Annotated in this window: 15 protein-coding genes and 2 pseudogenes; 12 read left to right on the plus strand and 5 right to left on the minus strand. The window is 64.4% G+C overall.

Going from position 1 to position 14,491, the window contains the following annotated elements; genetic code table 11:
* Positions 1 to 270 precede the first annotated feature (270 nt).
* The 8 genes and pseudogenes from AC0V8S_RS15825 (at position 271) to AC0V8S_RS15860 (ending at position 6,816) form a co-directional block, all read left to right on the plus strand.
* Positions 271 to 890: pseudogene (locus AC0V8S_RS15825) on the plus strand (TetR/AcrR family transcriptional regulator).
* A gap of 148 nt (positions 891 to 1,038) precedes the next feature.
* Positions 1,039 to 1,782, plus strand: coding sequence for a DeoR family transcriptional regulator (locus tag AC0V8S_RS15830; protein ID WP_475438283.1), 744 nt, complete (start codon positions 1,039 to 1,041; stop codon positions 1,780 to 1,782).
* A 119-nt stretch (positions 1,783 to 1,901) separates the two neighbouring features.
* Positions 1,902 to 2,669, plus strand: a complete 768-nt coding sequence (locus AC0V8S_RS15835; protein WP_475438284.1) for an ATP-binding cassette domain-containing protein — start codon at positions 1,902 to 1,904, stop codon at positions 2,667 to 2,669.
* A gap of 62 nt (positions 2,670 to 2,731) precedes the next feature.
* Positions 2,732 to 3,169 (plus strand): annotated as a pseudogene (locus AC0V8S_RS15840) (ATP-binding cassette domain-containing protein); the annotation flags it as partial.
* A 14-nt stretch (positions 3,170 to 3,183) separates the two neighbouring features.
* Positions 3,184 to 3,471: a hypothetical protein gene (locus tag AC0V8S_RS15845; protein WP_475438285.1), complete on the plus strand. Its 288-nt coding sequence runs from the start codon at positions 3,184 to 3,186 to the stop codon at positions 3,469 to 3,471.
* Positions 3,468 to 4,454 (plus strand): ABC transporter permease, encoded by a 987-nt coding sequence (locus AC0V8S_RS15850; protein ID WP_475438286.1) that lies wholly within the window; start codon positions 3,468 to 3,470, stop codon positions 4,452 to 4,454. Before AC0V8S_RS15845 ends, AC0V8S_RS15850 begins: the two co-directional genes overlap by 4 nt.
* A gap of 77 nt (positions 4,455 to 4,531) precedes the next feature.
* Positions 4,532 to 5,683 carry a substrate-binding domain-containing protein gene (locus tag AC0V8S_RS15855; protein ID WP_475438630.1) on the plus strand — a complete coding sequence of 384 codons (1,152 nt, stop codon included), beginning with the start codon at positions 4,532 to 4,534 and terminating at the stop codon, positions 5,681 to 5,683.
* A gap of 134 nt (positions 5,684 to 5,817) precedes the next feature.
* Entirely contained in the window at positions 5,818 to 6,816 is a 999-nt protein-coding gene (locus tag AC0V8S_RS15860) for a bestrophin family protein (protein WP_475438287.1), read from the plus strand.
* Between the two features lie 19 nt (positions 6,817 to 6,835).
* Here the strand turns inward: AC0V8S_RS15860 and AC0V8S_RS15865 are convergent, their stop codons facing one another.
* From AC0V8S_RS15865 to AC0V8S_RS15880, 4 genes are all read right to left on the minus strand, one after another.
* Entirely contained in the window at positions 6,836 to 7,108 is a 273-nt protein-coding gene (locus AC0V8S_RS15865) for a hypothetical protein (RefSeq protein WP_032930995.1), read from the minus strand.
* A 120-nt stretch (positions 7,109 to 7,228) separates the two neighbouring features.
* Entirely contained in the window at positions 7,229 to 8,233 is a 1,005-nt protein-coding gene (locus AC0V8S_RS15870) for a zinc-dependent alcohol dehydrogenase family protein (RefSeq protein WP_475438288.1), read from the minus strand.
* Positions 8,234 to 8,283: 50 nt separating this feature from the next.
* Positions 8,284 to 8,556: a hypothetical protein gene (locus AC0V8S_RS15875; protein ID WP_183461417.1), complete on the minus strand. Its 273-nt coding sequence runs from the start codon at positions 8,554 to 8,556 to the stop codon at positions 8,284 to 8,286.
* Positions 8,557 to 8,913: 357 nt separating this feature from the next.
* Positions 8,914 to 9,663, minus strand: coding sequence for a DUF899 domain-containing protein (locus AC0V8S_RS15880; RefSeq protein ID WP_475438290.1), 750 nt, complete (start codon positions 9,661 to 9,663; stop codon positions 8,914 to 8,916).
* Between the two features lie 372 nt (positions 9,664 to 10,035).
* On the opposite strand from AC0V8S_RS15880, the gene AC0V8S_RS15885 reads away from it, so the two are divergent.
* From AC0V8S_RS15885 to AC0V8S_RS15895, 3 genes are all read left to right on the plus strand, one after another.
* Positions 10,036 to 11,256: a helix-turn-helix domain-containing protein gene (locus tag AC0V8S_RS15885; protein WP_475438291.1), complete on the plus strand. Its 1,221-nt coding sequence runs from the start codon at positions 10,036 to 10,038 to the stop codon at positions 11,254 to 11,256.
* 33 nt (positions 11,257 to 11,289) lie between these two features.
* Positions 11,290 to 11,922, plus strand: a complete 633-nt coding sequence (locus AC0V8S_RS15890) for a Vgb family protein (protein ID WP_475438292.1) — start codon at positions 11,290 to 11,292, stop codon at positions 11,920 to 11,922.
* 128 nt (positions 11,923 to 12,050) lie between these two features.
* A complete protein-coding gene (locus tag AC0V8S_RS15895) occupies positions 12,051 to 12,881 on the plus strand; it encodes an aldo/keto reductase (RefSeq protein WP_475438293.1) in 831 nt (276 codons plus the stop codon).
* 402 nt (positions 12,882 to 13,283) lie between these two features.
* Here the strand turns inward: AC0V8S_RS15895 and AC0V8S_RS15900 are convergent, their stop codons facing one another.
* Complete coding sequence (locus AC0V8S_RS15900) at positions 13,284 to 13,592, minus strand: hypothetical protein (protein WP_096448074.1); 309 nt, start codon at positions 13,590 to 13,592, stop codon at positions 13,284 to 13,286.
* A gap of 176 nt (positions 13,593 to 13,768) precedes the next feature.
* On the opposite strand from AC0V8S_RS15900, the gene AC0V8S_RS15905 reads away from it, so the two are divergent.
* Positions 13,769 to 14,416: a glutathione S-transferase family protein gene (locus AC0V8S_RS15905; RefSeq protein ID WP_475438631.1), complete on the plus strand. Its 648-nt coding sequence runs from the start codon at positions 13,769 to 13,771 to the stop codon at positions 14,414 to 14,416.
* Positions 14,417 to 14,491: the final 75 nt, after the last annotated feature.

The raw sequence follows: 14,491 nt of genomic DNA on the forward strand, positions 1-14,491 counted from the left end.
GCTCCAGTTTGCTTGACGCGGATGGGACGTGAACTGGTGCCTTGCCGGAGAAGGGCAAGGTAACCTTAAGGTCAGGTGTGGGCGGAGGTGGAGATGACAGCGGATGTCCCGGGAAACAGGCGGGCAGGGGAGATGTCGGCTTGCAGGTTCGAAAGACGTGACATACCGCTTCCCCTTCTTATATGATAAAGGCACTCCACTAAAGCGGAGGCGCCTCCGTTTATTAAGTGGGAGCTGACCCGGCCGGGTTCAAGCCCCCATATTTGGTCCGTGGAGAAAAAATTGGCAGACGCCGACATCGCCGCAGAGAAGGCCGCAGTGGAAAAACCGCTGCGCGCGGATGCACGGCGCAACCGCGACCGGCTGGTCGAGGTGGCGGCGGCCGTGTTTGCCGAGCGCGGCATCGATGCCTCGCTGGAGGAGATCGCGCGGCGCGCCGGCGTCGGCATCGGCACGCTCTACCGGCATTTCCCGACGCGCGAGCATCTGGTCGAGGTGGTCTACCGCCGCGAGGCGGAGGGGCTGTGCGCGGCCGCCGGTGATCTCGCGGCAAAACATCCGTCCGATGTCGCGCTGGAGCAGTGGATGCAGCGCTTCGTCGACTACATCGCCACCAAGCGCGGCCTGGCGACCAGCCTGCGCATCCTGCTCAGCACCAATTCGACGCTGTTCTCGGACACGTCGGCCGAGTGTCGCAGGCCTTGCGGCAACTGGTCGAGGCGGCGGTGGCCGACGGCACCATCCGCGGCGATGTCGACGCCTCCGACGTGCTGCACGCGCTGTCGGGCATCTATTCGGCGCCCGACACCCCGGAATGGCGCGACCGCTCGCGGCGCTTGGTCAGGCTGTTGATGGACGGGTTGCGGTTCGGGGCGGTCGCCAAGGCCTGACGGTTTCCGCGACCGATCCCAGCCAAGCAAAACCTCGTAGACAGGCGCGTCCGTTAGCCATTGCAGCGCGAACCTGCACACCGGCCTTGCATCTGAATGAGAGCGGTTGTTAAAATCCTCACATTTCACGGGATGCACAGGCCCACGCATGACGGCTCGCAAGGCGCAAAGGACGGCACGGCTGATCGATCTGCTGTCGCAGCGGCGGGTCATCCATCTCAGTGAAGCGGCAGCACTTCTCGGCGTCTCCGAGATGACGGTGCGGCGCGACATCGCCACCAACCCGGGGCAGATCGCCTATCTCGGCGGTCACATATTGGCGGCGGCCGAGATCGAGGCCGATGTTCCCTACGAACTGGCGACCGCGGCCGACAGCCATGCGGCGGCGAAGCGCGAAGCCTGCGCGCATGCAGTGCGCAAGATACGGCCCGACGAGACGATCTTCATCGACTGCGGCACGACGCTGATCCATCTGATCGATCTCATTCCCGACAATTATCAAATAACGGCAATATGTTACGCCATGAATGTCGCGGAACGCCTGAGCCGTAAGCCTAACGTCACGATCATCATGCTGGGTGGCGTCTATCATCCGGCGTCGGCGTCTTTCTCGGGCACGCATGATTTCGACATTTTGAACAGCGTCGGCATCAACGCCGCCTTCCTGTCCGCCGCCGGCGTCGATGCCAAGCGCGGCGCCACCTGCGAGCATTTCCACGAGGCGGTGGTGAAGCAGAAGGTGATGAGCCTGGCGCGCGAAAACTACCTGGTCATCGACTCCAGCAAGATCGGCAAGCTCAAGCGCGCCTTTTTCTCAGCCATGGACGGCTTCGACGCCATCGTCACCGAACATGGCGAGGTCGGGCCGGATTCATTCCGGCCGCCAGCCTGACTCCGTTTGACATTTCCCCAAGGTGATGGAAAAGTCACAAAAAAAGTAAGAGAAGTCTCAAAAGAGACTCTCGACAGTCTGGGTAGGGGACGCGTCAAAGGGAGGAAAGTGCAGGCGTCATGATCGAACCGGGTTCGATTGCGCCACTATCCGAGGCCCCCTTGCTGCGCGTCGAGGGCGTCAGGAAGCGGTTCGGCGGTGTCAATGCGCTGCGCGGCGTCAGTCTTGAAATCCAATCCGGTGAAGTCCACGCGCTGCTTGGTGAAAACGGCGCCGGCAAGTCGACGCTGATCAAGATCCTGAGCGGCGTGCATGTGCATGATGGCGGCTCGATCGAGATCGACGGCAAGCCGGTCTCGTTCACTTCGCCCGCCCAGTCGCGCGATGCCGGCGTGGCGGTCGTCTACCAGGATCTGAGCCTGGTCGAGTCGCTCTCGGTTGCCGACAATCTGCTTTTGGGACGAGAACCGAAGACGCGGCTCGGCTTCCTGACAAAGCGCCAGCTGGTGGCGCAGGCCGAAGCCTTCCTCAAATCGCAGAACATCCCGCTCGATGCCCGCGCCATGGTCGGGTCGCTGGCTTTCGCCTATCGCCAGATGACCGAGATCGCCAAGGCGCTGATGGGCGATGTCCGCCTGCTCATTTTGGACGAGCCGACCTCGGCGCTGACCGATGACGAGGAAAAGATCCTGTTCGAGGCGATCCGGGCGGTCGCGGCGCGCGGCGTCGGGGTGATCTATGTCACCCATCGCCTCAACGAGGTCTTCCGCATTTCGAACCGGGTGACCGTGTTCCGCGACGGCCAGAACGCCGGAACCTTTGTCACGGCGCAGACCAATATGCGGCAATTGGTCGGCGCGATCGTCGGCCGGATCATGCTGTGCTGAAGACGGACGGCGCCGGGCAAAGCACGCCGTCATCGGCTTCCCCTGGTTCATCTCAAAAGCCCGTGCTTGAGTTGAAGAACGTCAGCAATGACAGGCTCGACGGGGTCAGCCTCGAATTGCGCGCTGGCGAAATCCATGGCCTTGCCGGGCTGATCGGCAGCGGACGCACCGAAATCCTGCAGACCATCTTTGGACTGCGGCCCGTTCAGTCGGGCGAGGCTACGCTGGACGGCGTCTCGTTGAAAGACATCGATCCGGCAGCGGCGATTGGGCTGGGCATCGCGCTGGTGCCGGAGGACCGGCACGTCCAGGGCCTGGTTCTCGAACATTCGATCGAGCGCAACCTGACCTTGCCGCGTTTGCCGTATTTCTCCCGCCTTGGCTTTCTGCAGCGGCGGCCGGCGAGCGAGCATGCCAATGCCGCGATGCGCCGGCTGGCCGTGAAGGCACCAGGCGCGTCGACCCTTGTGAAGAACCTGTCGGGCGGCAACCAGCAGAAGGTGGTGTTCGGCAAGTGGAACGAGCCGCGGCCGCGCGTGCTGCTGCTCGACGAGCCGACGGTCGGGTCGATGTCGGCGCGCGCGAGGAGATCTACGGCGTCATTCGTGCCGCGGCAGTGGCCGGCAGCGGTGTGCTGCTGGTGTCGTCGGATCTGTCCGAACTGCTGCAGCTCTGCGACCGCATTTCAATCGTCGTCGACGGCCGCATCACCAGGACGATCGCGCGGCCGGAATTCGGCAGCGCCGAGGATCTCCACCACCTCATTCAACTTTCGCAGCCATCGGAAGAGCACGCGGCATGACCAACACGCAAAACCCGGCAAAAGCCGGCGCCAACCAACCGGGCGGACGCTCGGCGCTGCAGCATCTGCTGCAGGGCGAGCGGCCCTACATGCTCTACGTCGCCTTCGCCATCATGCTGATCGTCTTCAGCCTGGCGTCGCCCTGGTTCCTGTCGATCGACAATTTTCTCAACATCGGCCGCCAGACGACACTGGTCTCGATCATTGCGGTCGGCATGACATTCGTCATCATTTCCAGGCAGATCGACCTGTCGGTCGCCTCGACGCTGGCGCTTTCGGGGATGAGCGCGTCGCTGGCCATGGCGTTCGTCGCCAACAACTGGGTCGTCGGCGCTGTGGCGGGGCTGGGCACCGGGGCGTTGATCGGGCTGATCAACGGCGTCTTGACCACGCGGCTCGAAATCCCGTCCTTCCTGGTGACATTGGGCACGCTGAGCGGCGCGCGCGGGTTGGCGCTGATGGTCACCAACACCAAGCCGGTGATCATCACCAACGAATATTATTTCGCGATCTTCGGCGAGGGCTCGGTGCTCGGCATCCCGGCGCCGATCCTGTGGACGCTCGGCGTCACCATCGCCGGCATCTTGCTGCTGCATTACAGCGTCTACGGGCGGCGGGTCTACGCGGCGGGCGGCAACCCGACGGCGGCACTCTATTCCGGCGTCCACATCAAGCAGGTTACGACGCTGGCCTTCGTGCTGACCGGGACGCTCGCGGGCCTCGCATCGCTGATCCTGTCGGCACGTTCGCACGCGGCGCGGCCCGACGTCGTGCAAGGCATGGAACTCGACGTCATCGCCTCGGTCATCCTCGGCGGCTGCAGCCTGTTCGGCGGCCGCGGCTTCGTGCTCGGCACGCTGCTCGGCAGCCTGATCATCGGCACGCTCAACAACGGTCTGGTGCTGCTCGGCGTCAGCTCGTCGCTGCAACTCGTCATCAAGGGAGCAATCATCGTCGCCGCGGTCGCGTTCACGAGGAGGTAAGGCGCGCACGCGGAAATCAGCAGAAAACCGCCGGCTCCAAACGGCAAAACAAACATCAATATCAACGGAGGAAAGTCATGAACCACTCGGCACGAATCCTGTTCAGCACATTGAGCCTCGCCGCCAGCGCCTTCGCGCTATCGACATCCCCAGGTTTTGCGCAAACGCCCGATACCTGCGTGACCGGCGTCGACCTCGCGACGCTCGGCCCCAAGGGCATTGTCGGGCAAGGCCCGCATGGCGAAAAGGCAGCCTCGCCCGACGAGCTGAAATTGACCGACGACGAAGCCGGCAAGGTCAAGGCCGGCAAGTTCAAGGTCGGCATCTCCATGCAGACGGTGAACCTCGACTGGTCGCAGCTGCAAGTGGCGGGCATCAGCGAAACGCTGGCCAAATACGGCGTCACCGTCACCGGCGTGGCCTCGGCCGAATACCAGGTCGACAAGCAGATCGCCGATATCGAAAACACCATCCAGCAGCATCCCGACGGCATCATTTCCATCCCCGTCGATTTCACCGCGACGGCGCCGACCTACAAGAAGGTGGGCGAGGCCGGCATCAAGCTGGTGTTCATGGACAGCATTCCGGTCGGCCTCTCATCGCCAAAGGATTTTGCCTCGATGATCTCGGCCGACAGCCAGGGCAATGGCCAGATCGCGGCGACGATCCTGGCGTCCTGCATGCCCAAGGGCGGCACGATCGGCCTGGTGAATTTCGGTGTTGACTATTTCAGCACCAATGAGCGGACCAAGGGTGTCAGCGAGTGGATGAAGAAGAACCGGCCCGACATCGTCATGAAGCAGGTCGATTTCACCGATCCCTCGAAAGTGTCGCAGATCGCCGGCGACTTCCTCACCGGCAACCCCGATGTGAAGGGCCTGTACGCGGTGTGGGACCAGCCGGCGCTCGACACGCTGTCCTCGATGCGCGCGCAAGGCATCGATATTCCGATCACCACGGTCGATCTCGGCCTGCAGTCGGCGATCGAGATCGCCAAGGGCGGTCCGCTCAAGGCAACCGGTTCGCAGCGCCCCTATGACCAGGGCGTCGCCGAGGCGATGGCCATGATGAAGGCGCTGATCGGGCAACCCACGCCCGCCTGGGTCGGCGTGCAATCGCTGCCGGTGGTGCAGTCCAACGTGCTGGAATCCTACAAGACCGTCTTCCACAAGGATCCGCCGGCCGAACTGGTCGACGCCTGCAACAGCGCCAAGCCGAAGTGCAATTGAGGTAGCAGCTTGGGCGCGGGAGAGATCCCGCGCCCACTGTATCGGGAACGGCATTCATCCCAGGCGCGCGGTATGCTAGGCGTCACAGCGAGATAGCTTGATTTGCCTGTTATCCATGTTTTCGAGGGGATGCGATGTATGTGGGCCGTTCCTACAAGGTGACTGATTTTGCGCTGTGGTCGCGGCGCAGCGTCATTTACATGGTGGTGGTGAGCGGACTGGCGGTCGCGGCCTATCGTCTTCCCGGCATTGCAGGGTTCTCGGTGCCATGGTCGGTCGTGCTCGTGCTCGGCACCACCGTGTCGCTGGTCGCCGGCTTCAAGAATTCGCAGGTGTTCACCCGCAGCGGCGAAGCGCTGCAGGCCTTCACGCAAATCACCGCCAGCAGCCGGGTGTGGTCCAATTTCTGCCGCGACTTCCTCGACGTGTCGACGGCCAGGCAACTCATCTACCGCCACATCGCGTGGATGACGGCACTGCGCTTTTCGCTGCGGCGGCCGATGCCTTGGGAATCCATGGGCAAGGCCGCCAACATCGAATACCGGCGGCGCTACCATATCCGGGAGGACAAGGGCTCGATCGCCGACGAATTGCGGCCGCTGCTGGCGGAACAGGCCGACAAGGTGCTGAAATCGCCGCAGCCGGCGTTGGCCTTGCTCGAAATGCAATCGGTCCAGGTCAACACGCAGTTCAAGGACGCCAAGCTTCCCCCGCAGATTTACGTCGAACTGACGAAGCTGATCCGCGATTTCCATGATCAGCAGGCGCGCTGCGACCGCATCAAGAACAATCCCTATCCGCGCCAATACGCCATCGTCAGTTCCATGTTCGTGATGATCTTCTGTACGCTGTTGCCGTTCGGCGTCGTCCCGGTGTTCGCGGAGATGGGCAAGCTTGGCGGCGTGCTCGGCACGATCGGCATCTGGCTGACGATCCCGTTCAGCACGCTGCTGGGCTGGGCCTACATGTCGCTCGACCAGGTCGGCGAGAGCAGCGCCAACCCGTTCGAGGGCAACGCCAACGACGTTCCGATCTCGCAGATCTGCCGTGACATCGAGATCGAACTGCGCGCCGGACTTGGCGAAGCTGACCTCCCCAAGCCCTTGCTGCCGGTGAACAATATCGCTACCTGAAGTGCCTGATCTGGCGCGGCTACGCCTTCGCCTCGACCAGGATCACCAGCGATTCCGGCACCACGCCATCATGCGCCATCGCGTCGGCGGCCGCCTTGCTCTGCATCAATGCTGCCATCTTATCCATGTCAGGGACGTCCATCATCACGGCCACCCGTTTCGGGTTCTGCGGATCGACGAAGGTGCGGATGTTGGTGATCCCCAGCGAGCCGAAAAGCTCCTTGCGCTTGGGTGAGCTCAACCAGTGCTTGCTGTCTTTCGTGATGTTGTGATGACCGATGACTGTTGGCATGGCATCCTCCCCAAGGTGACGCCGGCGGTTGATATCGCCCGCCTATGCTGCGATCCACCTGTACGGGCCAATGAGCGCCGTTTCCCGCGGGCTGTCAATTAGCTGTTGCTGATGGACTTCCTAAAGCTCGAGGCAGACTTTCCCAAAATGCTTCTGGGCTGCGTAGTGCGTGAAGGCGGCGGCGATGTCGCGCAGCGGGAAACGGCGGTCGATGACGGGCTTTATGCCGTTGACCTCGATGGCGCGGATCATGTCCTCTTGATCCGCCCGGCTGCCGATGGAAATGCCGCTGATGCGGATCTGGTTCGAAAACACGGCCGGGATCGAGACGTCGGCGGCAAAGCCGGTCAGCACGCCGATCAGGGCGATGTGACCGCCTGTGCGGCAGGCGGCTATCGACTGTGCCAGCGTCGCGGGGCCGCCGACCTCGATCACGTGATCGACGCCGCGTCCGTCCGTCAGCTCCCGGGCCTTGCGGCCCCAATCCGGCACGGAATTGTAGTTGATGACGGCGTCGGCGCCGAGGCGGCTTAACCGCTCCAGTTTTTCCTCGTCGGACGAGGTGGCGATAACCCTGGCGCCGGCGGCCTTGGCGAATTGCAGCGCAAACAGCGACACGCTGCCGGTGCCGAGCACCAGGACCGTATCGCCGGGCTTCACCTTGCCGCAGACGACCAGGCCTCGCCAGGCTGTGACGCCGGTGCAGGTCAGCGCTGCGGCTTGCGCGTGCGTATAGCCCGCTGGAGCTTTGGTGAAGGCCTGCGCGGGCATGCAGACATACTCGCTGGGGAAGCCGTCAAAACTGTCGCCTGGAATGTCGCGCCTTGTGGCGGGCGTCATGTCGCCGTCCAGCCACCATGGATAGAAGGTGCTGACGACGCTGTCGCCGGGCTTGAGCGCATCGACGCCGCTGCCGACGGCGATCACTTCGCCCGCGCCGTCGGACAGCGGCACGCGGCCATCGGCCATCGGCGTCTTGCCCTGCACCGCGAAATCGTCGCGCATGTTCAGCGAGCAGGCGCGGATCCTGACCATCACGTCGCCAGGCCCTGGCTGGGGCGGATCTTCCTCGACCAGGTCGAGCCTGTCCAAGCCACCCGGCGCTCTCAGCCTGACGAGCTTCATTGTCTTCTCCAAAATATGGGGATGTTTGATGCTGCGGCGGTGAACAGGCGCTATCGGATCTGGCGGCCGGAGATCACCCGCAGCCAAGGCGCCAGGTGAAAGGCGCTCATCAAGAGATACATGGCCGGCATCCCGGTTAAAGACGGGCCGGTCAGCGGCGAGGCGCCCATGCACAGCATAGCCGCGTCACTGCCCTGAAGGCAGGAGAGCAGTGCCATCACCGCGAAAGTCGGGGCGGCGGCGAGGCAGAGCCAGTCGACTGTGCCGAGGGCGGCTGTGTTTTCAGGGGTTGCGCTACCGGTGCCAGAATGGATATCGCTCATAATCTTAATCCCTTAATGGTTGCGGCCCGTCAGAATCTGCGTTCCTCGCCCCACTTTCGTCTAGGCTATGGGTGATTGGCGTGACTGATCAGGGCCATGCTTGATTGGCAGGTGGTTCCCCCAATCCGTCGCTGCTTCGCAGCGCCACCTTTCCCCCCTCCGGAGGGAAAGGAAGGGAGCGTTGCTGGACGAGCGTTGACCGCAAAAAGCCTGGCGCCTTTCCTCTACCCCGTCGATCGGGGGGTCCGAAGGACGGGCGAGACCCGTGGCTCGCCCCGGCAGGTGGCTCGGCGAAGCCGAGACGGAGTGGGGGTCGACCAACGCGGCACAAGGGGGCTTCGCTCTCGTCAGTCCCAGCTACTCGCCCTTGTCGCGGAACGCGGCTTCGCCGGCGGCGGCCACTTCGGCCCATTTCTTGTCGGCGCCGGCTTCGTAATTGTCGTGCCAGTTCCACCAGCTGTAGAGCGGCGTCTGGGGATAGCCTTCGGGCGAGTCCTCCCAGATTTCCTGGCGGCCAAGCGGGGTGGCGTCGAGATAGCTCCACACCGTGCCCATCGCCTCGTCGCCGCGGCTGTTGATGAAATAGGTGCGGAAGACGCGGTCGCCGTCATGGATGAAGACGTTGTGCCCGTGCCATTCGTCGACGCCGAAATCCTTGTCGAAGCTGTCGGTGATTGTGTACCAGGGTATGTCCCAGCCCATTCGCGTCTTCAGCCGCGCAATGTCGGCCTGCGGTGCGCGCGAGGCGTAGGCAAGTGTGGTGTTGCGGGCATTGAGATGAGCGAGGTGGCCGACCTGGTCGGCGCCGAGCGAGCAGCCGCGGCAGGCATGATCGGGCCAGCCATAGACGCCCGGCTCGAAGAAGGCGCGGTAGACGATCAGCTGGCGGCGGCCTTCGAACAGGTCGAGCAGGCTTGCCTTGCCGTTGGGGCCTTCGAACACATAGGCCTTGTCCACTTCCATCCACGGCATGCGCCGGCGTTCGGCGGCGAGCGCATCCTTGGCGCGCAGCGTCGCCTTCTCCTTCACCAGCATCTTTTCGCGCGCGGCGTCCCATTCCTGCCTGGAAACGATCGGCGGGGTCTGCATTGTCATGTGCTTGGTCATTGGTCTTCTCCTTTGCCAGTGGTGCCGTCGCGGGCCACCTGGGGATCCAGGCTAGAGCGGTGAAGCGGGGTGGGGTGAGTTACATCTGCGACGGGATTTGAATCCTCCGGCCCGGCGCAGCAGGGGTGGCGGGGCCGTGCGGTGTGTTCGAGATTGTCGGTTGCAGGCATTTTCAACTACCTCTAATGAGATGCTTACTAGTGATACCTGAGATGCTCAGGCTAGCGAGTGCCGGAATTGACGTCAATCGTGCCGGTGGTGCCTCAGCCACATGGCTAGGTCTCCCTTGGCTCGATGCGGCTTGCTGGCCGGCAGTGGTGATTTAAGTTAGGGCGGTGTTGGGGTGGGAGTTACAAGTGTGACGGGATTTGAATGGACTCGCTGATCACCGCGGCAGCACTGGCGCTGGCGGCGGGCGATCCGCTCGGCGCGCTCGACCGCGTTGCCTTGCGTGAGGATGCGCCGGCGCTGGCGCTGCGCGGCATCGCCATGGCGCAGCTCGGCGATTTCGACCGCGCCAAGCTGTTGTTGCGGCGGGCGGCGCGCGCCTTCAGCCCAAAGGAGGCCGTCGCGCGCGCCAGATGCGTCGTCGCCGAGGCCGAGATCGCGCTGGTCTCGCGGGACCTCGGCTGGCCGGCCAAGGCGCTCGACGCGGCGCGCACGACGTTGGAAAAGCATGGCGACCGGCTGAACGCGGCACATGCCGGCCACCTCAAGGTGCGGCGCCTGCTGTTGATCGGCCGGCTCGACGAGGCCGAGCATGTGCTGGCCGGGCTCGACCCGACGCCGCTGCCGCCGGCCGCGCGGGCCGCGCATGAGCTTGCCGTCGCCGGCATCGCCATGCGGCGGCTCAGGACCCGTCCGGCGCGGGCGGCACTGGAATGGGCACGCAACGCCGCCCGCCAGGCCGGCATTCCCGGCCTCATGGCCGAGGTCGCCACCGCATCGCTCGCGCTGGAAACGCCGGCGGCGCGGCTGATCACGCAAGGTGCTGAACGGCCGCTGCTGCTCGAAGAGGTCGAGGCGTTGCAGGCGTCGCCGGCGCTCGTCGTCGATGCTTTTCGCTACGCCGTGCGCGCCGGGGACAGAACCGTCTCGCTGGCGAGCCGGCCGGTGCTGTTCGCGCTGGCGCGGGCGCTCGCTGAAGCGTGGCCCGGCGATGTCTCGCGCGAGGAGCTCGTGGCGCGGGCCTTTGGCGGCAAGCATGCCGATGAATCGCACCGCGCCCGCCTGCGCGTCGAGATCGGCCGGCTGCGCGCCGAGCTTGCCGCGCTGGCCGACATCAGCGCCACCAAGCGCGGCTTCACGCTGGCGCCGCGCCAGGCGCGCGCGGTGATGGTGCTGGCGCGGCCGATCGAGGAGCGCCACGCGGCGGTGCTCGCCTTGCTGGCCGACGGTGAGGCCTGGTCGAGCTCGGCGCTGGCGCTGGCGCTCGCAACCGGCCAGCGCAGCGTGCAGCGGGCGCTCGAGCCGCTTGCCGAGGCCGGAAAGGTGCAGTCTTTCGGCCATGGAAGGGCGCGCCGCTGGATGACGCCGCCTGTGGCAGGATTCACGACCACCTTGTTACTCCCGGCGCCGCTGCCAAGTAGTTAGGAAGGGTGGACGACCACTATTGAGGATCAAGACATGAAACATTCACCGGCCGAAATCCTGCGCGAATACGGACCCTTTCCCGGCGTGGAGCGGATACATGGGGTGAGCTTTGACGGCGAGAACGTCTGGTTTGCCTCGGGCGACAGGCTGAATGCCTTCGATCCGCAAAGCGGACAGCCACTGCGTTCGATCGATGTCGCCGCGCATGCCGGCACCGCCTTTGACGGCCGGTATTTCTACCAGCTCGCCGATGACCGCATCCAGAAGATCGACCCCGATACTGGTGCGGTGCTCTCCACCATCCCGGCGCCCGGTCGCGGCCGCGATTCCGGGCTGACCTGGGCCGAAGGCACGCTCTGGGTGGGGCAGTACCGCGAGCGCAAGATCCACCAGATCGATCCCGAGACCGGGAAAATCCTGCGCAGCATCGAATCCAGCCGTTTCGTCACCGGAGTGACCTGGGTGGACGGCGAGCTGTGGCACGGCACCTGGGAAGGCGACGAGAGCGATCTGCGTCGTGTCGACCCCAAGACCGGCAAGCTCCTGGAACGGCTCGACATGCCGGCCGGCATGACCGTCTCGGGACTGGAATCCGATGGCGGCGACCGCCTCTACTGCGGCAGCACATCCACCGGGGTGGTGCGGGCGGTGCGCCGGCCGAAATGAGCCGGTTCCCCTGACGCAGACATCGGGGCTGTGAATTTGTCCACCGGCGACTGGCCGTAGTCCCAACGCGTGCCTAGATAGGCTGCGTTGGGCGACCGCCCGGACATCTCTTCGCAAAGGACCCGATCATGCCCGCACGGATCACGCTGAACGACGGCGCCACCATTCCCCAGCTTGGCCTTGGCGTGTGGCAGGTCGATCATGGCATCACGGCTGATGTGGTGGGCTGGGCGATCAAGGCCGGCTACCGGCTGATCGACACGGCCGAAGGTTATCAGAACGAGGAGGGCGTCGGCGAAGCGATCCGCGCCGCAGAGGTGCCGAGAAACGAACTGTTCATCACCTCGAAGCTGCGCAACGGCGCCCACCAGCGTGATAAGGCCTTGCGCGCTTTCGACGAGACGATGGAGAAACTCGGCGTCGAGCAGATCGACCTATTCCTGATCCACTGGCCGGTGCCCAGCCGGGACAGATATGTCGAGGCCTGGAAGACCCTCATCGAGCTCAAGCAGGCGGGCCGCATCAAGTCGATCGGCGTGTCGAATTTCAACAGGGATCACCTGGAGCGCATCATCGGCGAGACCGGCGTGGTTCCGGTGGCCAACCAAATCGAACTGCATCCGCGTTTCCAGCAGCGCGCGCTCAGGGAATTTCACGCCCGCCACAACATCCACACCGAAAGCTGGAGCCCGCTGGGCAGCGGCCGGCTGCTCAGCGACCCGATCATCGCGGGCATTGCCGGTAAGCACGGCAAGTCGGCGGCGCAGGCGATCATCCGCTGGCACCTGCAGCAAGGGCTGATCGTCATCCCGAAATCGGTCCGCCAGGATCGCATATCAGCCAATTTCGATGTCTTCGATTTCGAGCTAGACGCGCAGGACCTGAAGACGATCGCCGGCATGGATTCGGCTGATGGACGCGACGGCCCGAACCCGGCCACGGCGTCGTTTTTGTTTTGAGGGTTAGACCTGAAGGAGCCGGCGGCGAAGCTGCCAATCTCCCCCCAAGTGGGGGAGATGTCCGGCAGGACGAGGGGGGCGCTGTCCCGCCGGCATATCAGGATCTGGGTTCCTCGCCCCCGCGAAGCGGGGGAGAGGTGGCCGCGAAGCGGTCGGAGAGGGGGCCTTCGTAGGGCGCAGGCGCTCATGCCGGAGCATTCCAGCACAGGTCAGCGCCATTCCCCTCTCCGTCTCGGCTTCGCCAGCCACCTCTCCCCACTTCGTGGGGCGAGGAACCCAAGCTGGACTTCTGTCCTGCCGGACGTTCGTCGTTCAGATAGCCAAGCAATTGGCTTTCTGTCCGCTATGCGGACCACTCCTCAACCCCCACGAGGGGGGAGATCGGCAGCTGCGCCCTTTTTGCTAAATCCCCGACCCGTCGAGCTGCTGCGCGTCGTCGCCCTCCCACGGCGCCGGCATCGAGCCGCCGCGGCTGAGATTGGCCGAGGGCAGGGGCATCCAGCATTTAAGCTCCGGCTCGGCATATTCGACGACGCGGCCGGGCGAGGAATCCGACGCCCGCCAGCCTTCACCGGCGAACTGGTCGCCGCGCGCCCAGTAGGCGAGGTCGACTTCCGCCGGTCCCTGTTCGGAGGGACGGACCGTGACCAGGATCCGGCTGCCGTCCTTGGGCGCCGTCGACATGTGGCGCCACCGTTCGGGCTCGTCCATCGCAAATCCTCCTGCCTTGGTGCGAGATGAAGTGTCGCCTCGCCATCGATGGTGGTCAACCCACACTTTGTCGGATTAGATCGGCCACCTCCGTCCTAGGTCTGGCGATGTGTTCGCCAGGACAAGGAGAGGCATTTATGCGTGACAGGGTCGAGCCGATGCCGGCTGGAAGCGAAGTGAAACTGTACTTCAGCCGCAATCCCAATCCGCGCCTGGCGGTCGCGGTGGCGCGTCACCTCGAGGCGCAGGTGACTTTCGAATTCGCGTCGCCTTTTGCGCCGGGGCAAGCGGAGCGATTCCGGCCGCTCAATCCCAACCTCTCCATTCCCATCCTCGCATGGCCCGACGGCAGCCTGTGGGAGGCGGACGCCATTGCCTGCCGGCTGTCGCGCGCGGCGCGTTCCGATTTCTGGCGCACCGGTGATGACGAGCCCGACATGATCCGCTGGCTGAGCTGGGGCAAGGAGAATTTCGTGCGGGCCTGCGACATGGTGCATTTCGAGCGTGGCACCAAGCAGCGCTATCATTTGGGTCCAATCGATCATCAACTGGTCGAGGAGGGGCTGAAGCTGTTTCACTCGACGGCGGCAATCCTGGAGGCAGCGCTTGGCAACCGGCAATGGCTGGTCGGAGATCGGGTCTCCTATGCCGATTTCCGCATGGCGACGTTCCTGCCCTTCAACGAAGTCGCCGGCCTGCCGCTCGAGGACTATCCCGCGCTCATCAGCTGGTATCGCCGGCTCGAAGCCATCGACGCCTGGCGCGACCCTTTCGCGGGGCTGGATGCGCCGCATTTGCCGCCGGTGCCGCAGCAAGGCGCGTAAGCTGAGAGCGTTGGGGAAAAACTGACGACCGGCGCATACACAAAGGAAACTTGAAGGCGCCGGCCGCCATTTGGG

The sequence above is a fragment of the Mesorhizobium oxytropidicola genome (assembly GCF_056174625.1).